Source organism: Bilifractor sp. LCP21S3_A7 (genome assembly GCF_052118825.1).
Lineage (GTDB): Bacteria > Bacillota > Clostridia > Lachnospirales > Lachnospiraceae > Bilifractor.
On the sequence record NZ_JBQKGL010000014.1, the window covers coordinates 13,145 to 35,648 of the forward strand.

Genomic DNA, 22,504 nt, shown 5'->3' on the forward strand with positions numbered 1-22,504 from the left:
ACTGTTCCGGAGAGGGGAAAAGGATTAAATGAAAAAGAAAATACTTCGAATTATTTCAGCAGGGATTCTCAGTATGTCTCTGTGCTTTGCAAATGTTTCTGCTGTATCTGCTGATGAAGCGGCGCCTCAGACTATCACAGGGGAAGCGCAGATTCAGCAGGTGGAATCTTCATCGTCAGAAGATACGCAGAAGACAGACAGCGAAGATATTTCAGAAGATAGTGAACAGGGGATGGAGAAGCCATCCGAAACAGAGAGTGTTTCTTCCACATCATCCGTTTCAGAAGATGAGGATACAGAGAATTCTGAACCGCAGTCCAAAGCAGAGGACACCGAAACGGTGACAGAAGCTGTACAGGTCAGCTCGGACGTAGAAAACCTTGTCAGCGCCGCCGCACACATCACAGACTGCTCCTCTGATCAGGTGGCTGAGATTAGTCAAAAAATAGAGAATGTACAGAACACCATGGATTCTCTGTCCGAAGATGAACAGGATATTCTATCAGACAGCAGGGAGGCTCTGGATAATGCCGCAATTGCAGTGGAGTCTTTTCAGAATCCGGTATCGGATCAGCATTTTCTGGCGGGAGACGGCGAGCATATGAACAGTTTCCGTTATATAAACGGTCAGTCTGTCACAGAGGCGTTAGAGGATGTTTCACAGGAGGGGGCAGCTATTGAAGCCTATGCAAACGGTGAATCGGATACGGTTGTGCAGGGATTAAAAGATGGAACCATTTCCGTTAACACGGCAGACAAGACCGATCTTCAGACGGAAGCTGGCGCAGCGGATTCACAATCCATTCTTCTCGGAACCAAAGATACAAAGGAGGGGATCGATGTCAGTCAGTTTCAGGGAAAGATTGACTGGGCTGCAGTAAAGAAAGCCGGTGTAAAATTTGCTATTATCCGCTGCGGATTTGGAGATAATGATTCCAGCCAGGATGATACAAAATGGGAGTTTAATGTGGCAGAATGCGAAAAATACGGGATTCCGTACGGGGTATACCTGTATTCCTATGCAATTGATACCCAGGGAGCGAAACGCGAGGCCGCTCATGTGCTCCGTCTGATTAAGGGGCATTCCCTTGCGCTTCCTGTTTATCTGGATATGGAAGATAACACTCAATATAAAGCAGGAAAATCTATGATAGTTTCCATAGCCAATACTTTCTGCTCGACTATCCGGGAGGCAGGGTATGATGCGGGCGTATACTCGAGTACCAGCTGGTGGAACAGCGTTCTTTCGCCAATTGCATATGACACTACGATTTATCAATGGGTAGCCGAGTGGAAAAGCAGCAGCGTTCATGCATCCGCCAGATATCAGATGTGGCAGTATGATTCTACAGGCAAGGTAAGCGGAATAACACAAAATGTGGTAGATAAGGACCGCTGGTATGGAGACTTTCCGGCAGCAATCGGGGAGAGTCCTTCAAGAACATCAGATGGAACAGGCATATCGTATCAGGCCCATGTGCAGAAAATCGGCTGGGAATCCAAGACCCGGTGCAATGGGGAGACTTCCGGAACCGTCGGGCAGTCACTTCGTCTGGAGGCCATCCGGATCGGTATTTCGGGGAACAGTAATGTCGGCGTGGCTTATCAGACTTATGTGGAGAACATCGGCTGGCAGAATCAGGTCAGCAATTGGGAAACGGCAGGGACAACAGGACAGGGCCTGCGGATGGAGGCAATTAAAATCTGTCTTACCGGTGCGGATGCTGCCAGGTATGATGTATACTATCGAGTCCAGGTCGAGAAAATCGGCTGGATGGGATGGGCGAAAAACGGGAATGCGGCTGGTACACAGGGGTATGGCTGCCGGATGGAAGCTATCCAGATTATCCTTGTAGATAAAGGAGCGGAAGCACCTTCCAGTGACGGCGCAGCGGTTTCGGATGCTTTTCGTGGAAGGACAAACAATGTCTCATACAGCGTCCACGTGCAGCATTTCGGCTGGCAGGAAGATATAACAGATGGAGATACCGCGGGAACAACGGGGCGTTCCCTTCGTCTTGAGGCCATTCAGATCAGTTCTCCTCTGGCGGATATCCAGTACCGGACGCATATCCAGAAAATCGGCTGGCAGAACGGCTGGACCGATGAAGGAAATGTCAGCGGTACAACAGGAAAAAGCCTGCGTATGGAAGCTATTCAGATTCGATTGACAGGAGCATCCGCCTCGCAATATGATATTTATTACAGAGTTCACCTCCAGCATATCGGGTGGACAGACTGGGCATCTAACGGAGCACCCTGCGGAAGTACAGGATATTCCTACCGGATGGAAGCCATTCAGATTGTACTGGTAAATAAAGGAGGCTCTGCGCCGGGCAGTACTTCAAGAGCTTTCTATTCCAGATAAGAGAGAATGGTTCTGACTGTCGAGGTGTTGAAAAATGGAACAAGAAGATCAGACTAACAGCGGAGAATAAGGATTAAAGAGAATGACTGACAAGAAGAAATATGACCTGATTTATACAGTTCTGTTTACTCTGCTGTTTCTGGCATGCTTCGGCATATACATGATTCTTCATCGCAAAAGCTTTCTGCGGATCCCCGACGGCCTGAATCAGTACTATATGAGTTTTCTCTATCTCGGACGGTGGGCCCGTTCGATTCTGCGCGGCCTGATCGAAAACGGAAGCCTGAAGATTCCGCTCTGGGATCCTTCGATCGGATACGGGGCAGATATTCCCACGACCTTCGCGTTCTGCTTCTGGGACCCGTTCTGCTGGATCTCCGTGTTCTTTCCCTCGCGGTACGCGGAATACGGCTATGAGATCATGATCGTTCTGAAGCTGTATACCGCAGGCACGGCATTCAGCCGGTATGCGTTTCACCGCTTCCGGGAGGGAGGAGTCTCTTCGGCGGCAGTTCTCGGCGGAGCACTTGTCTATGTTTTTTCCGCCGTATCCTATGCCGCATTCGGACAATCCACGCTGATCAATCCGCTGATTCTGTTTCCGCTTCTGATGATCGGAGCGGATCACCTCTACGAAAGAAGAAAATCCAGGCTTTATGTGATCATCCTTGCGTTCAGCTTTGCGCAGCGTTTCTCCACCGCATGCATCATGCTGGTTCTGATTCTCCTGTCCTATACGCTCCGGCTGACCGGAGAAATAATCGGATTGCGAAACCGGAAGAAGAAGAAGGATATCGAGCAGAACCGGATCATCTCAAGACTCGATCCGGTCAAAAAGGGATCGGACACCCGCGCGCAGCACTACGCCATGTACGTGGCCCGGAGATCGGCAGCCAGAGACAGCGCCGACAGGCCGGTTCAGACATCGGTCAGTTCGGAATTCCGGATCATCATGCCGGAGAAGGGTAAAGGACGCTTCATCGCCGGGCTATATCTCAGCTTCATCCTGGAGACACTTCTCGCACTTGCCCTTTCCGCAATCAGCCTGATTCCATATATGCGGAACAGCTTCAGCGAAGGCCTTTCCACGATCAATCTGCAGGGAGGACTCCTGACCTCAACGGCGGCGCGCGACTTCTTCCGGAACTGCTTCCTCGGCTTCACCGTGAGTGCCGGGCTTCCGGACCACAGCAGCTGCTTCGGATTCGGCATCTTCACGATGATTTGTGTGTTCGTGCTTTTTACCTGCCGGAAGAAGTATCTGCTCATCAAAGCCGAGTTTCTTCTGATGACCATTTTTCTCTGCGTGCCGTTCATCGGACACTCCGCCGGAGATTTTCAGTACACGACGGCGAGATGGATCTGGGCATACACGCTGGTGACTGCCCTGATCACGACGGCAGCGGTTCCGGAAATTCCGCGGATAAACCGGCGGCAATGCATCGGACTCGCCAGCATGTCCGCCGTTTACATCGCTATTGGCTTTCTGCTGTTCACACAGGATTATCCCGCCATGCTGTGGATCTCCGTGATTCTCGTGGGCATGACCGCTGTATGCGTCAATCACAGCCTTAGGGTACAGCGGGAACAGAAGAAGAAATCCGCGCCGCAGTCTCAGATTACGGAATATTCTCCGACAGACCGCCTCAAGACAGCGGCCGCGGTTGCGAAGGCCGCCAGAAGTGCGGCCATGAACAGACAGCCTGCCTATCATCCCTCAGGGCAGCGGACAACCGCTGTTCTTTCGATTGTCATGGTCTGCCTGTCCTCCATTATCATGAGCAACATGTCAATCCGGCGGGAACACATCTTCGCAAACCAGGTGACAAGCGGTGAGGCGTACAGCCGGGTGACGCAGGAGAGCGGTCTCTCCGTGCTCGACAGCCTCGATTTCTCGGACGGCACCAGATTCAACACCGACGGGACGAGCCGCCTGGGGAATACCCAGTGGCTCTACGGGGTGAGCGGCACTGATTTCTCCGGAACCGTCTATAACCAGAACATCGACGATTTCCACGACAGCATCGCTCTCGCCAGCAGTCCGTCGGCCTTCTCCTACTCTGGACTCAATCAGAGAAGCGAGCTTCTGGCACTGTTCGGCGTAAACCACTACCTCGCCAGCTCCGGCACACGAAAGCTCCCGGTCGGATTTACCGATACGCCGGAGAAAACCGGTGCCGGATTCAATTCCTACGCACCAGCGGAGAAGAACTCCCTGTTCTACGTATTTCAGAACGGCATCACAGAGAAGGCTTATCTGTCTCTCCCGCCCCTGGAGCGGCAGCAGGCACTGATGCAGGCAATCGTGACTGATCCGTCCGTCTCGCAGAACACCATCTCCACCGACCAGCTGACGCTGGACACAGGCGTCATGAATTACAGCATCGAGACCGGGGACAGCGTGGAACTGACAAAGGTATTGCAGAAGAGCACCGGACAGGCCAGCTATATGGTTTCGGTAAACAGACCGGACGCCTATGTCGACCTGATTCTGGACAATCCCGTATCTGCGGAAGACGACAGCAAAGAGGTTTACCTCTATCTCAAAAACCTGAATTTCGTGAACGGCGGCATGGAGAGCTACCGGATTACCGTGCAGGAGATGTACCATCAGGATCCTGTCGAGGGCGGGGGCGCGGAGCTGAACGGCTACACAACCTACAACTCCAAATACACCGGCAAGAAAGACGATCTCCTGAACATCGGAAGACTCACAGGAGCCTTCAGCAAAATCCGGATCTGCTTCCATACGGCGGGCACCTATACAATCGACGACATGGATCTCCTGCAGCGAAGCGACGAAAGCATCGGCCGGAACATTCATGCCCTCAACGATTCCGTGACAAAGACCAGAACAGGGGTGAACTCCTGTTCCTGCTATGTGTCCATGAAAGAGGACGGCTACCTGTTCGCGTCTGTTCCGTATTCAACGGGATGGACGATCTATGACAACGGGAAGGAGATCAGCGCGCAGAAGACAGACCTTGCGTTCACGGCGGTCAGCCTGGACTCGGGGAGCCATCACATCACCATGCATTATCTGACCCCGGGAATCCTTCCCGGACTCTACGTCACGATTTTTGCCCTGCTGATCCTGATCGTGGTATTCCGGAAGAAAAAGAATGCATGACCCGCGGAGACATCAAGATCACCACACCCGACGATTTCTGCATTTTCCGGGCTCTTTACGATGCGCGGGAGAATAATCAGATAGAGGAGTACGAATGACAGATTTAAGAATACAGAATCACAAGGCTTCCCCGGGCAGAGCCGGAGACCGCCCCGGCAGGGGAAAACAGATCCTCGCCTGCATCCTTCTGTGCGGCATCATTCTGACCGCCTTCGGCCTTACCCTGTATCATACCCGCCACGCGGGAAACAGGTGGACCGTGACCTCCTACGCGCCGGCAAACGGAAACCAGGGGACCTTCTACACCATTACCGATCAGAACAACCATCTCGTCATCGTAGACGGCGGCTATGACTCCGATGCACAGCAGGTGCTGAACATCCTGAAACAGCACAACTATCATGCGGACGCGTGGATCATCACCCACGCTCATCCGGATCACGCGGGAGCCTTCAACGCTATCCTGGCCACCTATCCGGACACAAACGTCACGATCGGCCAGATCTACACGACAAAGATCAACCAGAAGCGGTACGAAGAAACCGCACACGATTACGACGTCATCGACACCTGGTACACCTTCAACCGACTAACGCAAAAGATGAACAATATCACCTATCTGAAGGCGGGAGATGAACTGGACCTCATCGGTCTGCACATGAAGGTGCTGCACGCCTGGGACAAGGAGACCGAACAGCAGCAGGCCAACCTGCTGAACGACGGCTCCCTGATGTTCCGGCTGTCCGGCAGAAAAACCTCCATGCTGTTCTGCGCCGACGTGCAGAAGGAGATGGAGGATGAGATCATTTCCTCCTATTCCGGCGATCTGAAATCCGATTACGTCGAATGCGGACACCACGGAAACTGGGGACTGGACACCGGGTTCTACGACCTCGTCGATCCGAAGGCAGCATTCATGGACTGCCCCGATCAGATCCTCAATGACACGACCGGCACCTACGACGCCCCACAGCTCAAATCCTGGTTTGAGGGAAAGGGCGTGACCGTCTGCTCCTTCCACACCGCGCCGAATCATGTCGTGCTTGAGTAACAGAGACGCGTGAGGACAGAACATTGACCCGCAACGGCAGGTAAGATATTAAACATTATGGATAAAAACAACCAGACAATAATTTGTATATTTGTAATAAATTTTCGGTTGCATGATAAAAGAGTATAGGAGTAAAATAAAAGCATTGTGATATTTTGGCTTTTCATGGACATTCTTATCTGTTCTGTCCGGATGAGTCATGGTTAGGGGGAAAGCAGTTTTTATGTTACCAAAAAAGAAGTGGCTTCCGATCGCATGCAGTGTTCTTACCGTTCAGGTTGTACTGGAGGCATTCGCTGCGTACCGGCTGATCTGGCTGAACATGCTGCCGGATAAATATGTAATGGCAGCCGTGGCTGTACTTGCAGCAATGGTCCTTTTGTCGTGCCTGCTTTTATTCGCAGGTCTGGGCCACGGACCACACAGAGCCCGGAAAGTTCGGAGGATTATCGCCTGTGTGCTCGCGGCAGTCATGGCCGTGGGCTCTCTCGCGGCTTCCCTTGTGATGTACAAGGTGGATGAGACGGTACAGACGGTTACAACGACAAAGACAACACTGCAGGCGATGGTCGGCGTCTATGTGCTCAAGGATGACAAGGCCCAGAGCATTCAGGACGCACAGAACTACAGCTTCGGCATCATGGCCGATTATGACCAGGACAACACCACACAGGCAGTAAAGTCCATAGAGAACGATCTCGGTTCAAAGATTGAGACGGTGTCACGTCCTTCCATGACCGAGAACGCGCAGGCTCTGTATGATAAAAGCGTCCAGGCAATAATCATGAACGAAGCCTACACCAGCGCACTTACCGACACAGAGCAGTACGCGGACTTTTCCGACAAGACACGGCTTCTCTGCGAGATCCCGGTGGAGAAAACCGAGACCATCGATGCAAGTGACACCGGGCTGTCAGCATCATCTTCAGGCTCTGACGAGAAGACGGAACTCAACCAGAAGGCGGCGAATTCCGACATCACCAAGGATCCGTTCGTCGTCTACATCAGCGGCTCAGACACACGAAGCCAAATGCTTGACACCAGCCGCAGCGACGTGAACATCCTGATGGCAGTCAATCCCCAGACGCGGCAGATCCTGCTTCTGAATACGCCCCGGGATTATTACATCCCGAACCCCGCCGGAGGCGGCCAGCTCGACAAGCTGACTCACCTCGGCATCTATGGCATCGATGTATCCATGAAGGGACTCGCCGATCTGTATCAGGAAGATGTGGATTACTACGGGCAGATCAACTTCACCGGATTTGAGACGCTGATCGACGCCATCGGCGGCATCACCGTGGATTCACCGCAGGCGTTTGAGGCGGACGGCTATTCCTTCAAAGAGGGGCCGAACACCATGGACGGCGCACAGGCTCTCGTCTTCGCACGGGAGCGGTACTCCTTCAGCTCCGGAGACAATGAGCGCGGCAGAAACCAGATGCGCGTCATCACTGCCGTCATCCATAAGATCACCGGGGACAGCACGAATCTGCTGCTTCATTACAATGAGGTCCTCGACAGCCTTCAGGGCATGTTCGTTACCAACCTCACTTCCGATGACATTGCCTCCCTTGTGAAGATGCAGATCGATGACAACCGTTCCTGGAATGTGAAGTCCTATGCCGTCACCGGAACGGGCGGATCAGAATATACCTATTCCATGCCCAGCATGAAGGCTTATGTCATGTATGAGAACAAGGATATGGTGCAGAAGGGCGCCGATCTGATCGACAAAGTGATGAACGGGGAGACGCTGAGTGATTCAGATATTGGATAAGACGGTGAAAAGATAAGTACAGAAATGTATTAAGGCAGAAACAATTTAAGACAAAACCAGAGAAATACTGTTACAAAGAAATACAGAGATAAATAAATACAGAGATAAATAAATACATAGACACACACTGAGAGATGGAGGAAAAAGAGAATGGAAGACAACAGTAAACGGACCGGAACGACCGGAAACGTGCCGATCCAGGGCGGACAGCCGGATGATAACGTTATTCAGATCAATCTGACAGACGTATTCCGGACGATCGGAGCAAACTTCGGAAAGATCCTGCTGGTCGCACTCGCGTTTGCCATTATCACACTGGCTGTGACCATGTTCGCCATCAAGCCAACGTACCGCTCCTACTTCACCGCTTTCGTCAACAACCGTACGAGCAGCAGTGAGGATACGCAGACATTGCAGAGTGGAGACGTGAGTGCCGCGCAGAGTCTTACTTACACCTACGCATCCATCATGAAGAGCCGTCCGGTTATTGAGGATGCACTCAAGAAGGCAGGTCTCGATTCCAAATACGAGTATAAGGACATATCCGGTGATATCACGATCGACATCGAGCAGAACACACAGCTTGTAACGGTCTACGTAATCACCGGTTCCGCCGAGGAATCCTATCATCTCTCCAAGGCCATCGCCGAGATCGCTCCGGACTACATTGCCAACATCGTAGAAGGTTCCTCCATGAAGGTGGTGACCGCACCGGTCATGGCGACGCAGCAGTACAGCCCCAGTGTGACGAAAAACGTCGCGGTTGGCTTCATCATCGGTATGCTGCTGATGATGATCATCGTCGTTGTCCGCAGCCTGACGGACACCCGCGTGAAGGACGCCCAGGAGCTGGAGTCCCGGTTCGGTTTTTCCATCATTGGAACGATTCCGAACTACGAGCAGGCGGCGAAGGGTAACACTGGCCGGGAAAGATATTACTATCGTGCACAGAACAGGAAAGGAGACCGCAAATAATGGGAGTATTTGACAGCAGAAGAACGTCCGGACGTTCTAATTCCATCGAAAAATCAGAGACAAAGCTGATCCTTTCCGACAAGTCTCCGTGGCCGATTCAGGAAGCCTACAAGGCACTCCGTACCAATATCACCTTCTCCCTTCCGGGAACAGGGTGCAAGGTCATTGCGGTGAGCAGCGCCCAGCAGCACGACGGCAAATCCACGATCTGTATCAACACAGCCATTTCCTTCGCACAGCTCAACAAGAAGGTGCTCCTGATCGAATGTGACCTCCGTCTGCCGACGGTAGGCACAAAGCTGGAGATACGCTCGGTACCGGGCCTTTCCGATACCCTGATCGGCAGCGCGCAGATCTCGGAAGCCCTCCGAAGAAACGTAAGGAATGGTCTCGATGTCCTTCCGGCAGGAAACATCCCGCCGGACCCGACCTGGCTCTTACAGTCCAATCAGATGAAGGTACTGATCGAGCAGTTCCGGAAGCTCTACGACTATATCCTGATCGACCTTCCTCCTGTCACTTCAGTAGCTGATGCGTCGATCATCTCCCGATACGCCGACGGTTTCCTCGTAGCTGTGCGGCATCAGGTGACCGAAATACCCGCTTTGGAGGACGCGCTGGCACAGCTCCATCTGGCGGAGGCAAAGATTCTCGGTTTTGTATACAACGACGTGACCTCGGAAGGAGGCCATTATTACAAGAGCTATTACAAGGGGTATTACAAGAAGTAATTATGCTGTTCAGACAGGAAAAGAAACCATTTTATGATCTGCATCTGCATATTCTGCCGGGCATGGATGACGGCGCCAGAGATCTACAGATGTCCGCTGGCATGATCCGGGAGGAGATCCGGCAGGGCTGCGAGGGACTGATTGCCACTCCGCATTATTATCCGACCGAGTCTATCTCTGACTTTCTTGCGAGGCGAAAGAGAGCATTTGATAAGCTGCAGGGCTGGATCGAAGAAGAACTGCCTGATTGGGAAGGCAGGATCGGACTCGGAGCGGAAGCAGCCTACCACAACGGACTGGTCTGTGACCCGGATCTGGAAAAACTCTGCATGGGTCATTCCCGCTATCTGTTGCTGGAAATGCCTTTTGAGAAGTGGACCTCCGGCGTGCTCCGGGATGTCCGCGTCCTGATCGCAAACGGAATCCGGCCGGTCATCGCGCACCTGGAGCGTTTTCCGGAATACGCGGGAGAGGACGCCATCGGGGAACTTCTGGAGATGGATGTCCTGATCCAGATGAACGCCGGTGCCCTGCTGCATCGAAGCAGCCGCCACCGCGCGGTGACCATGGTGCGAAACGGTATCACCCAGATCCTCGGAACCGACTCTCATAATCTCGACAGCCGGTGTCCGAATATGAAGAACGGCCTGGAGATACTGCGAAAGGAACACCTCGGAAGACAGTCGGACGAGATTCTGGAGAACAATGCGGCCATCTATCAGGCGGCAATGGAATAACAGGGTTCTATATCAGTCAGACATTCTCTGCACCCGGGCGGATACGATCAATTAAATTTAAATGAGGAGGAGCAGGAAAAGCGATGAATCATGATTCGGGATTTGAAAAATTTCTAACGACACTATGCTGTGTCGTTCTGGCGCTGGTCCTTGCAGCGCTTCTGATGGTAAGCCATATCCAGCAGAAGAAAACAACGAAGGAACTGGAGACAAAGGCAGCGCAGGCGATGATGCAGGATGGAAACAACACTTATGAGACGACCGTTGTCTCGGGATCCTCCGCTTCAGACAGCGCAGCACCGGAAGAAACAGACAGCACGGCCTCGTCGTCGGCCTCTTCCTCCTCTTCTGTATCCGCTGTATCTGCAGCTTCCGTCTCCTCGTCATCCGCATCTGACACAAAGAATGAGAAGACCAGCTACACCGCCATCAGTATCCGCGGCGACAGCTACATGGAGGATGACGCGGACAAGGCAAACGGTTATCCGGCAAAGCTGCAGTCCCTTCTTCAGGCGGCAGGCTCCGACATGACGGTGGAGGATGATACCTGGGACATGGCGGGAACCCTTTCCCAGATGTCCCTCGCAGGTATCGACCAGCAGACTGTTCAGAACTACATCAACAATCACACGCAGAATGGTCTGACCGACAGTTACGACACCATCGTCCGTGCGGATCTCAGTGAATATCTCAAGGATCGTGACGACAAATCCTATCTTCCGGTTCTTACCATGGGATACCACGGAGGCTGGGGAAATGACCTGAACGAGCTGATTGAACAGGAAAAGGCGGTTCTAGATACTTATGAGAACGGAACCAGGGACTACCTGGTTCTGGGATCCTACCCGTCCGACTGGACCGATCACAGCGCCTATGACACGGCCATGACCCAGGCATTCGGCAATCACTACATCAGCCTGAACAGCACCGTGACCGCATCGATGATGACCAACGATGGAAGACAGCAGATTGCTCAGACGATCTTCAACAAACTGAAGGAGCTTGGCTATATCAGCTGACGGATCATGCACAAATACGCGGTGTATTTGTAATGTAAATAGTATGAATCGTATAATTACTGACCGCTGCGTACTTCTGTCATTGATGTAACTTTTGACAAGGTGATCCGGCATACTTTTATAAATAGAAGAAGAAGACAAAACAGGTCAGACGGAACAGATCTCCTGGAAGAATATCAGATATCTGATTTGAAATGAATGAAGCAAATGAAGGAGAGAATTATGACATCTACTGGAGACAAGAAAGAAGGAAGCACGAACGGCAGCCAACTCCGTGAAGATTCCAGGTACAAGATGCGGGTGAAGCTGATATTTGCGGCGGATATCATCGCCACATTTATCGCGTATTTCTTCTCGCTGTGGCTGAGATTCGATTTTCAGTTTTCGAAGATACCGCTGAATTATCTGCAACATCTTCTTATCCTGTTTCCAATTATCTGCGCGACGACGCTGATCGTGTACCGCGCATGCCACCTGTACCAGAGCATCTGGAGATACGCCAGCATCTCAGAGGCCTATCACATCATCATCGCCTATTTGATTCTGGCAGCTGCGCTTCTGGTCGAGAATCTCATTTCCTGGCCGGCAGGAGTGGAAATCCCGCGTAGTGTGGCTGTGATGGGGTATATCATATCTCTGCTGTTCTGCGTTGCCATCCGCTTCGGATACCGGATGATCCGCTACGTGGCAGCAAAGAGGAAAAACGAAAAGCCGGACGACAGAAAGAAACGTGTCATGATCGTAGGCGCCGGACAGTCGGCCAAGGAGCTGATCAATGACTTTCGGCTGGGAGGTCACAGCAATTACCAGATCTGCACAATTGTAGACGACAATCCCACAAAGCTTGGGCGGTATCTGGAGGGGCACTGCATTGAGGGAAACCGGTACGATATTCCGGAGCTCGCCCGAAAATACGGAATCGACATCATTATCGTAGCCATACCGAGCGCATCCAATGAAGACCGGATCAGCATTCTGAATATCTGTCAGGAGACCGGATGCAAACTTCAGATTGTACCCGGGATCTATCAGATCGTAAACGGCGACGTACAGGTATCCAGGCTCCGTGACGTTCAGATCGAGGATCTGCTTGGCAGAGACGAGGTCAAGATCAATCTCACCGAGATCAAGAAGACGATCGAGGGAAAAGTAGTTATGGTAACCGGTGGCGGCGGATCCATCGGATCCGAGCTCTGCCGTCAGATCGCATCGGCAAACCCGAAGCAGCTGATCATCTTCGACATCTATGAGAACAATGCCTACGCTATTCAGCAGGAGCTGATCCGGAAATACGGAGACAAGCTGAATCTGGTTACTCTGATCGGCTCCGTCCGCAATACCTCCCGGATCAACAGTGTCCTTGAAACTTATCATCCGGAAATGATCTACCACGCGGCTGCTCACAAGCATGTGCCGCTGATGGAGAACAGCCCCTGCGAGGCGATCAAAAACAATGTCATGGGAACATACAAGCTGGCAAAAGCGGCTGCCGAGCACGGAGTGAAGAGATTCCTTCTGATCTCCACGGACAAGGCCGTCAATCCGACCTCTCTGATGGGCGCCACGAAGCGGATGTGTGAGATGATCATACAGATGATGGACCGCAAATATCCCGGTACCACCTTCATGGCCGTACGTTTCGGAAATGTCCTCGGATCCAACGGATCGGTGATTCCGCTCTTCAAGGAGCAGATCGCTAAAGGCGGCCCGGTCACAGTCACGGACAAGAACATCATCCGTTACTTCATGACGATTCCTGAAGCAGTATCCCTTGTTCTCGAGGCATCCATTTATGCAAAGGGCGGAGAAATCTTTGTACTCGATATGGGAAAACCGGTACGGATCGACGATATGGCCAGAAAACTCATCCGCCTGTCCGGATTCCAGCCGGATGTGGATATCAAGATCGTGTACACCGGCCTCCGTCCCGGAGAAAAGCTCTATGAGGAACTTCTCATGGACGAGGAGGGAATGAAGGATACCCCGAACAAACTGATTCATATCGGACATCCGATAGAAATGGATGACGAACTTTTCCTGCAGCAGATCCACAGGCTGGATCAGGTAAGTAAACAGGAAGTAGAACCGATGGAGATGAAGAGAGTGGTATCTGAAGTTGTCACAACTTATAAGCCGGATCTCGAACATGTAGATCAGTCTCAGGGCGTAATTGCTTCCTGAAAGCAGGAAGAACATCCATGTAAGCAGAGATTGCATACCCAATGGTTACGCTTTACTTGAGTGGGTATTAGTGTTATTCTAATGAAGGGCTTATTGCGTGATAATATTGTTCGCTAGTTAATAAGTATTATTGTCCAAAGAGGGATAAGTTGCACCCGGGATTTTAAACAATAAGATGACACTCCAGCAGCCGGGAGGCTGAACACAGAGAAGAGCAGATGGACAAAGATAAAGCTAAGAAAATCATAAGAGGCACCGCCATTGCGCTTGGTGCTACATATGTCCTTCTTGATGTTATTGCAAAGAAGGAGAAGGCAGATTCGACCTATAAGAACGATCCTGATCAGCAGAATCCAATGCAGGGCAAGTCTGTCCAGTTTGTAACAGACGAGAATGATAAGGAGAACGCCGATGGAAAATCCGGTCATCTGAAAGCCACAGGCGAGTCCAATGCTCTCACACGACACAAGTCTGCATATGAGAAGTATGGTAAACGGGCTATAGATAAAGCACTCTCTTTTGGAGGTTTAGTTGTGCTGGCTCCTGTTATGGGAACAATAGCGCTCGCTATTAAAATTGAAGATCCGGGTCCCGTGCTGTTCACTCAGAAGAGAGTAGGACAGGATAAGCAGTATTTTAAGCTCCATAAATTCCGTTCCATGAAAATGAGCACACCGCATGATGTGCCGACGCATATGCTCGAAAATCCGGAGCAATACATTACAAAAGTCGGCGGTTTCATCAGAAAGCACAGTCTTGATGAGCTTCCGCAGATCTGGGATATCTTCGTCGGGAATATGAGTGTCATTGGTCCTCGTCCAGCCCTGTGGAATCAGGATGTGCTAGTAGCTGAGCGGGACAAAGTCGGAGCAAACGATGTGAAGCCAGGGCTTACTGGCTGGGCGCAGATCAATGGAAGAGATGAGTTGTCTATAGCGGATAAATCGATGCTTGATGGAGTGTACACGAAGTCACTCAAAGCCGGCGGTACAGAAGCTCTTAAAATGGATTCAAAATGCTTCGCGGGGAGTATTCACGTGTTTAACGGTGATGATTCTGTAGTTGAAGGCGGGACAGGAGCTATGGCTGGATCTACAAAAGGTAAACTGAGAGAAGGCGTGCCAGAACAGGATCCTGAAGAACATTTCGCATGTGATTACAAGTTCACTGTTAATCACAACGCTCATAAGAATATACTCATCGTTGGATCAGGAAGCTACATCGGTGAGAGCTTTGTCAAATACGCAACAGAGCACTACTGTGATAACTTCACTTTTACGACCGTTGATACACTGCCCGGTGAGAATGGTAAGTCTGAGTTAGACAGTCTTACACTTGACCAACTTGCCAATTTTGACATTGTGTATCACCTTGCAGGCATAGCACATGCAGATGTGGGACACGTTGACGATGCAACGAAGGAAAAGTATTACAAGGTTAATACCGATCTTGCTGTAGATACGGCCCGTAGATATAAAGCTGCACTAGAAGAGAGCGGAAAAACTGGTCTCTTTGTTTTTATGTCTTCGATGATCGTTTATGGCGATTCTGCTCCGTATGGGCAGGAAAAAATCATAGATCGCCACACTGTGCCTTCCCCAGCAAATTTCTACGGAGATTCGAAATGGCAGGCCGATAAGGGTATTCGTTCAATAGCTGATTCAACAATGAAGGTTGCTATCATCCGGCCACCTATGATTTATGGTAAGGGGAGTAAGGGAAATTACCCGACACTAGCGAAATTGGCGGATAAACTTCCAGTATTCCCGGATGTAGAGAATAAGCGGAGCATGCTTTATATCGGGAACTTGTGCGAGTTCTTGAGTCAGATGTGCCTGAGCAATGTTTGTAGAGAGGATGGATTAGAAGCACCGCAGTCACTCATCTTCATGCCGCAGAATGGCGAATTTACAAGGACTGCTGATATGGTTAAGAAGATTGCGGAAGTCACAGGGCACCACATTCTCATCCAGAAGGTATTAAATCCAGTAGTTGTTCTCGCTGGTCATGTTCCGGGAAAAGTAAGCGGATTGGTAGACAAAGCCTTCGGGAATAATAGCTATGATGAGGGGCTAAGTAAGTACGAAAAACTTGACTATCAGAAATATAATCTTGAGATGAGCATCGAATTGACTGAATCACCATCACTCACATCTTCATTCCCAGACAATAAACTCACATCTTTAGAAGGCAAGAAAGTTTTACTTATTGCTCTTCCTGGCTATCCTGATGGAATGATCAAGGAAATACAGGAGCTGGGTGCAGAAGTTGATTATATCCACGATAAGCCGAATGAGGGATTTGTATCAAAAACTCTGGGACGCCTTCATATGGGCTTCTATGAGAAAGTAATAAATGATTATTACAAGACTGTACTCGAGGCTCTTAAGAATCGTGATTATGATTACATTCTTTCTATACGTGGAGAATATACTCCGGCTGAATCTCTTAATCTGATGAGGTCTTACTTCCCTCATGCGAAGATGATTCTTTATATGTGGGATGGCCTTCACAAGCAGAATACCGTTGGAATAGAAGAAAAATGGCCGTTATACGATAAGGTTTATACATTTGACCGAATTGATTATGAAGCAAATAAAGGAAAGATTGAATTTCTGCCTCTTTATTATTACGACGCATACCTTCCAAATGATATTAAGGATGCGAATAGCAGCGATCTGAAATATGATTTGAGCTTTATTGGTACAGGACATGATGATCGTATCCGCATTGTTAAGGAAGTAATGAGTCAATGTGAAGAGCAGGGTTTAAGGACATTCCATTATTTCTTTATGCCACATAAGCTAGTGTTCCTTAAGAACAGGCTTTCAAATCCTAATTTCAAGAATGTAGAAGAATCGGATGTTCACTACGAGATGCTTCCGTTCGAGACACTTTACCAGACGTATGCGGACTCTCGCTGTGTGATGGACGTTGAGAATAGAGGACAGCATGGCCTTACAATGCGCAGTATCGAGATACTTGGACTGAGGAGAAAGTTTATCACAACAAATAAAGACATAGTTAATTACGATTTCTACAATCCCAATAATATTTTGGTAATCGATCGAGAAAATCCAGTTGTGGATATGGATTGGTTTAAAAAGCCGTATGAGGAACTGGATGAAAACCTCTATGGTAAGTATTCATTGAGGAACTGGATCCTGGAAGTTTTGAAGTAATCTCTTTTGTACTGAATGACCAGTTCGCGGAAAGTATACTAAGGAGTTGGAAAGTTAATGAGAATTTTAGTTACAGGTGCAAACGGATACCTTGGAAAAGGAGTTGTTAAGCAACTCTTGGATGATGGTATAGAAGTTGTCGCCACTGACTTCGGAGACAATCTGATTGATAAGAGATCGGAAATCAAGTGTGCAGACCTTTTCAATGTTGATGATCCGTATGAGTATTTTGGAAAGCCGGATGCGGTTCTTCATATGGCATGGAGAGATGGATTTGTACATAAGTCCGTGAACCACATCAATGATCTCCCGAAACATTATAAGTTTCTCTGTAAGATTATAGAATCAGGTTGTAAACAGGTTGCCTGCATGGGATCTATGCATGAGATTGGATTCTATGAGGGAAGCATAAACGAATCCACACCTTGCAATCCTCAGAGCTTATATGGCATAAGCAAGAATGCATTGAGAGAACTGCTGGACTTGAAATGCAAGGAGAATAAGACAATATTTCAATGGCTAAGAGGATTTTACATCGTAGGTAATACCGAAGATGGTAGCAGTATCTTCTCAAAGATAGTCCAGGCAGCACATAAGGGACAGAAAGAGTTCCCATTTACAATGGGTCTGAATCAGTTTGATTTCCTTGATTACGACGTGTTTTGCAAGTATGTGGCAGACAGTGTGGAGCAGAGAGAGATTAACGGCGCGATTAATATCTGTTCAGGTAGACCGGAGAAGCTTGCTGATCGCGTAGAGCGATTCATTAAAGAAAATAGGTTTGACATCAAACTTGATTATGGCAAATTTCCTGACCGCCCATATGATTCAAAGGCTATCTGGGGCGATGACTTTAAGATACGAATGATTGAGAAGTCAAAGAGATTGGAGAAACAATAAGTTGAGGAACCAATATACTGCATCCGAGTTTATTGAAAATGTGTTTGCATTCATAGACACAAAAATATTTTATCCTGGTGCGCGACTAATTAGAAGGCCAGTATATATACGTGGTAAAAAGAGTTTACGGTATGGAAAAAACCTAACATTAGGACATGGATGTAGGTTTGATCTTCTTAATAAAAATAAAGTAACACTATTTATAGGAAATAATTGCGAGATAGGAGACTATGTTCACATTGTCGCAACCGATAAGGTAGAAATTGGTAATAATGTGCTAATGGCTTCTAAAATTTTTATTTCTGATACAAACCATGGGTCTTATAAAGGGGAAGAGCAAGATAGCCCTGATGTAGTTCCAAATAGAAGAAAATTGACAACAGCACCTGTTAAAATAGGCAATAATGTTTGGATTGGAGAAAATGCAGTGATCCTAGCAGGTGTTGAAATTGGTGACGGCTGTATTATTGGGGCTAATTCGGTTGTTAATAAGAATTTTATAAAAGGTTCAATCATTGCAGGATGTCCAGCAGAAGTTATAAAAAAATGGGACGACGATAATAAAACATGGATATCAATAAAGTGAAAAGAAAGGTCTTCATTAAGGGTAAGGGATAGATTTAAATGAATTATACTGTTGTAATTCCTGTTTATAATGGTGAAAAAACTATTACAAGGGCTATTGATTCAGTAATTAAACAAACTAGATATGATTTAATAAAGCAGATCATTATTGTAAACGATGGATCTTGCGATAAATCTGAATTTATTGTGTTAAAATTACAGCAAACAAATGATAAAATTCTTTTGATTAATCAAAAGAATTCAGGGCCTGCGGCGGCTAGAAATGTAGGTATCAGAGCAGCAAAGACTGATTTTATTGCATTACTTGATTGTGATGATGAATGGGATACTAATAAAATTGAAATACAGGACTGCATTCTTGAAAATAATGTAAATATTAGAGCTCTAGGTTCTAATAGAGTTGGGGAAGAAATAAAGATTGGAAAAAAATACTCAAAAAAAATATATATGATGACGGCTTCTCTTTATTGCTTTAAAAATTGGCCCTGTACACCTTCGCTTGTATTTGATAAAACAATTTTTCATGACAATTCATGGTTTCCTGAGAATATACATTTCGCAGAAGAAGGCCTTTTTTTTATTTCACTAGCACAAAAAACTGGACTTTATTACACTTCGCTTCCTCTTGTTAAATGTGGAGGAGGAAAAAGAGCATTTGGCGTTAGTGGTCTATCTGGCAATTTAAGACGTATGCACGAAGGGAATCTAGAAATGATAAAAAATGCTTATAAATTGAATTATATTAATGCCACAACTTTTGTCTTTTCTTCTATTTTTGAATGCGTTAAGTATATTAGGCGCATCATTGTAAAAATGGTGGATAAAAGATGAATACAGATCAAGAATTCAAAAAAAATATAGTCAGTATTATTATCCCGGTTTATAATATTGAAAATTATATTGTTAAATGTATAAAAAGCGTTGTAACTCAAAGCTACAATAATTTAGAAATTATCGTTGTAGATGATGGATCTACGGATAACAGCATACAAAAAATCAAACAAATTAAGGACAACCGAATAAAGATATTTCATAAAGAAAATGGTGGATTGAGTTCAGCGAGAAATTTTGGACTCAAAAAGGCCATTGGAGAATATATTTTTTTCCTTGATGGAGATGATTATTTAGATAAAAACGCTATTAATAATCTAGTGATAGTATCTTCCATAAATGATGTAGATATAGTTCAAGGAGAAGCATGCTATTACTATTCTAATGGTTATTATAAAATTGATAAAATAAAAGAAGGTGTGATTGAAAACGACATTACACTTGAGTATTTTAAAACAAAAAATTTTAAAACATATGTATGGAATAAATTATATTCGCACAAATTCATAAAAGGACTAAAGTTTCAAGAAAAAATGACTAACGAGGACATAGCATTTAGCTATGATGTCTGTTTAAAAAAACCAAGAGTAATTAATTTAAATAAAGTTATATATTTTTATGTTCAGCGAGAAAACAGTATTGTACATAATAAAAAATTGTCAGAAAAATTAAAGGTTCTGGAAGCTCATGATTACGTGATATCTAGAACAGATGACAAATACAAGAGATACGCATTATTTCATGAATATCGTTCATGTTTGTATATGTTATCTGATTGCTGTATGGATAGGATCACATACCAAAGTGAAGAAATGTTATTTTTAAAAAGAAAGGTATATGAATTAAAAAAACAAATTGGACTTTTGAAGTATGACAGATGGATTTCAAACAAAGATTATCTAATTTATATTTTTTCGTTAATGCCTTTAGAAATGTTTTGTACTTTATTTACTGCTTTTAGGAAAAAACATGATGCTTGGAAGAGTCAGTAGCTTAATTTTTTATTGTATAGTAATATTTGTGGCAATCATCTTTTATGATCTATATCACAATCCGGGTTTTATGATAAAGTATGGAAATCATTATTCCAAAAAAAGAGCATTTTTAGTAATTTCCCTAGGGATTTTAAGTATCACTTTTGGTTTTCGGTGGAATGTTGGGACGGATTTTTTTAATTATTATTACAATATTTCAGAAAACATTTTCAACATTACTGAACCAATTAATGGATTACTATATTTTGTAGGACGTATTAGCGGCAATATATTATTAACTTTCTTCCTCTACATTCTTATAGAATTGATAGTGGTAAATCAAGCATTAAAAATATATTTTCAAAATGATTGGATTGGCATTGTATCGGGTATGACAGTTTATCTGTTTGTTTTTTTTCCCGCTAGCTTGAATACTGTTAGAGAATCATTTGCTTTGTCCTTTTTGCTTTTGGCATACTCTGCGGCATTGAGCGGTGATCATAATAAGTTATCGCTAATTTCTTTTTTAGTGGCTGTTTTAATACATAATGTAACTATCATCGCTTTTGTAGGTCTCCTTTTAATATATTGGGGATATAAAAATGCAAAATATGTTCCGTGGATCTATACTATATTTGTTATATGCTTATTTGGTTTTGCTCTTTACTTAAAAAATGTAAGTGACATAAATTTCTTTGGTCAGAGGCTAGAATCATATATTGGCACTTCTGAAATCAGATTTGGATTAGGAGTTTTTATTGTAAACATTCCTTTTGCTATTTACTGTTATCTTTTGTATCAGATTGATGTTACAGGAAAAGATTGGAAAGTAAATAGAAATACACAGGCTATTTCTGTTGGGGTTACAGCAATTATAGTCAGGCTTTTGTCTTATATTAACTTTTATTATTATAGATTTGCAAACTGTTTCTATATTTTGCAAGTTTTATTGTTCGGTTCTGCTTACGATATGATTTTATCTAGTGCACGAAAAAAGAAAGCTAGATATATAGTGCTATTATTTTGCGTTTTATATTTTATTTATCAATATTACATAGAAAAAACAGGAGATATTATGAATTATCAATTCAAATTGAAGGGATAACAGAAGAATGAATAATGATATCGAAGTTTCAGTTTACTGTACTACATATAACCATGAAAAATATATTCGAGATACTTTGGAGGGTTTTGTTTCTCAAAAGACAGATTTTAAATATGAAATAATTATTCATGATGATAGATCGACAGATAATACTGTGAAAATTATTGATGAATATAAGAAAAAATATCCTAACTTAATTACCACTATATATGAAAAAGAGAATCAATATAGTAAGGGAGTAAGGATTACTGATACTTTTATTGTCCCCATAATGCGGGGAAAATTGGTTGCTGTTTGTGAAGGGGACGATTATTGGACAGATAAGACTAAATTACAAAGACAATACGATTTCTTGAACTCTCATCATGAATATGTTGCATGTGTTCATAACACATATCTCTTGGATGCAAGAAATGGGAAAAAAAAATTAATGTATAAGTCCATTGGCGATCATGATGTTACTTTTTCTGATACTGTACGTGCTGGTAGCTATGCGTTTCATACATCTTCCTTAATGTATCGTTATGGTGCGGTTCTAAATAAGCCTGATTTTTATGAAAAAATGAAGTTTTGTGATGACTATCAAAAGGCAATTTTGCTATCTTTGCGAGGCAAAATTTGGTTTATAGATAGACCTATGTCATGCTATAGAATTTTTAATGAAAATTCTTGGACAGAAAAAAACTTTACTGCAAATGATATTAAAAGTCTTGATTCTGAGTTTAATCAACTTTGTGACATGTTAGACTCATTAAATACATACACTGGTTACTGCTATGATGATTTGTTATACAAAGTCAAACTTCAACATGAGTATACGCTTAATGAAAGAAAAAAGAATTTTAAAGCATTATCAGATAAAAAATACAAAAATGTTTGGTCTGATTATCCTTTAATATTTCGTGTGAAACGGAAGATTAAACGTTTTTTCGAAATTAAGAGTTTTTAATTTGAT

At 45.8% G+C, this 22,504-nt stretch carries 16 protein-coding genes; all 16 read left to right on the forward strand.

Going from position 1 to position 22,504, the window contains the following annotated elements; translation table 11 throughout:
* Positions 1-28 precede the first annotated feature (28 nt).
* The 16 genes from ACTQ1O_RS12010 (at position 29) to ACTQ1O_RS12085 (ending at position 22,498) form a co-directional block, all read left to right on the forward strand.
* Positions 29-2,368 (forward strand): GH25 family lysozyme, encoded by a 2,340-nt coding sequence (locus tag ACTQ1O_RS12010; RefSeq protein WP_441487457.1) that lies wholly within the window; start codon positions 29-31, stop codon positions 2,366-2,368.
* Between the two features lie 82 nt (positions 2,369-2,450).
* A complete protein-coding gene (locus tag ACTQ1O_RS12015; protein ID WP_441487458.1) occupies positions 2,451-5,498 on the forward strand; it encodes a YfhO family protein in 3,048 nt (1,015 codons plus the stop codon).
* Positions 5,499-5,592: 94 nt separating this feature from the next.
* Positions 5,593-6,549 (forward strand): ComEC/Rec2 family competence protein, encoded by a 957-nt coding sequence (locus ACTQ1O_RS12020; protein ID WP_441487459.1) that lies wholly within the window; start codon positions 5,593-5,595, stop codon positions 6,547-6,549.
* A 223-nt stretch (positions 6,550-6,772) separates the two neighbouring features.
* The gene (locus ACTQ1O_RS12025; protein ID WP_441487460.1) at positions 6,773-8,329 is read left to right on the forward strand and encodes an LCP family protein; all 1,557 of its coding nucleotides are present in this window, start codon (positions 6,773-6,775) and stop codon (positions 8,327-8,329) included.
* Positions 8,330-8,479: 150 nt separating this feature from the next.
* The gene (locus ACTQ1O_RS12030) at positions 8,480-9,304 is read left to right on the forward strand and encodes a YveK family protein (RefSeq protein ID WP_441487461.1); all 825 of its coding nucleotides are present in this window, start codon (positions 8,480-8,482) and stop codon (positions 9,302-9,304) included.
* Positions 9,304-10,035 carry a CpsD/CapB family tyrosine-protein kinase gene (locus ACTQ1O_RS12035; RefSeq protein ID WP_441487462.1) on the forward strand — a complete coding sequence of 244 codons (732 nt, stop codon included), beginning with the start codon at positions 9,304-9,306 and terminating at the stop codon, positions 10,033-10,035. Before ACTQ1O_RS12030 ends, ACTQ1O_RS12035 begins: the two co-directional genes overlap by 1 nt.
* A gap of 2 nt (positions 10,036-10,037) precedes the next feature.
* Positions 10,038-10,772, forward strand: a complete 735-nt coding sequence (locus tag ACTQ1O_RS12040; RefSeq protein ID WP_441487463.1) for a CpsB/CapC family capsule biosynthesis tyrosine phosphatase — start codon at positions 10,038-10,040, stop codon at positions 10,770-10,772.
* A gap of 83 nt (positions 10,773-10,855) precedes the next feature.
* Complete coding sequence (locus ACTQ1O_RS12045; protein WP_441487464.1) at positions 10,856-11,791, forward strand: hypothetical protein; 936 nt, start codon at positions 10,856-10,858, stop codon at positions 11,789-11,791.
* A gap of 222 nt (positions 11,792-12,013) precedes the next feature.
* Complete coding sequence (locus ACTQ1O_RS12050) at positions 12,014-13,972, forward strand: polysaccharide biosynthesis protein (RefSeq protein ID WP_441487465.1); 1,959 nt, start codon at positions 12,014-12,016, stop codon at positions 13,970-13,972.
* A gap of 218 nt (positions 13,973-14,190) precedes the next feature.
* Positions 14,191-17,154, forward strand: coding sequence for a sugar transferase (locus ACTQ1O_RS12055; RefSeq protein WP_441487466.1), 2,964 nt, complete (start codon positions 14,191-14,193; stop codon positions 17,152-17,154).
* Between the two features lie 57 nt (positions 17,155-17,211).
* The gene (locus ACTQ1O_RS12060) at positions 17,212-18,054 is read left to right on the forward strand and encodes an NAD-dependent epimerase/dehydratase family protein (protein WP_441487467.1); all 843 of its coding nucleotides are present in this window, start codon (positions 17,212-17,214) and stop codon (positions 18,052-18,054) included.
* A 1-nt stretch (position 18,055) separates the two neighbouring features.
* Positions 18,056-18,640: a DapH/DapD/GlmU-related protein gene (locus ACTQ1O_RS12065; RefSeq protein WP_441487468.1), complete on the forward strand. Its 585-nt coding sequence runs from the start codon at positions 18,056-18,058 to the stop codon at positions 18,638-18,640.
* A gap of 38 nt (positions 18,641-18,678) precedes the next feature.
* Positions 18,679-19,470: a glycosyltransferase family 2 protein gene (locus ACTQ1O_RS12070; protein ID WP_441487469.1), complete on the forward strand. Its 792-nt coding sequence runs from the start codon at positions 18,679-18,681 to the stop codon at positions 19,468-19,470.
* Positions 19,467-20,462 (forward strand): glycosyltransferase, encoded by a 996-nt coding sequence (locus tag ACTQ1O_RS12075; RefSeq protein WP_441487470.1) that lies wholly within the window; start codon positions 19,467-19,469, stop codon positions 20,460-20,462. The genes ACTQ1O_RS12070 and ACTQ1O_RS12075 overlap by 4 nt, the downstream gene beginning before the upstream one ends.
* Entirely contained in the window at positions 20,440-21,549 is a 1,110-nt protein-coding gene (locus ACTQ1O_RS12080) for an EpsG family protein (protein WP_441487471.1), read from the forward strand. Before ACTQ1O_RS12075 ends, ACTQ1O_RS12080 begins: the two co-directional genes overlap by 23 nt.
* A 7-nt stretch (positions 21,550-21,556) precedes the next feature.
* Positions 21,557-22,498, forward strand: coding sequence for a glycosyltransferase (locus tag ACTQ1O_RS12085; protein WP_441487472.1), 942 nt, complete (start codon positions 21,557-21,559; stop codon positions 22,496-22,498).
* The last annotated feature ends 6 nt before the right edge of the window (positions 22,499-22,504 follow it).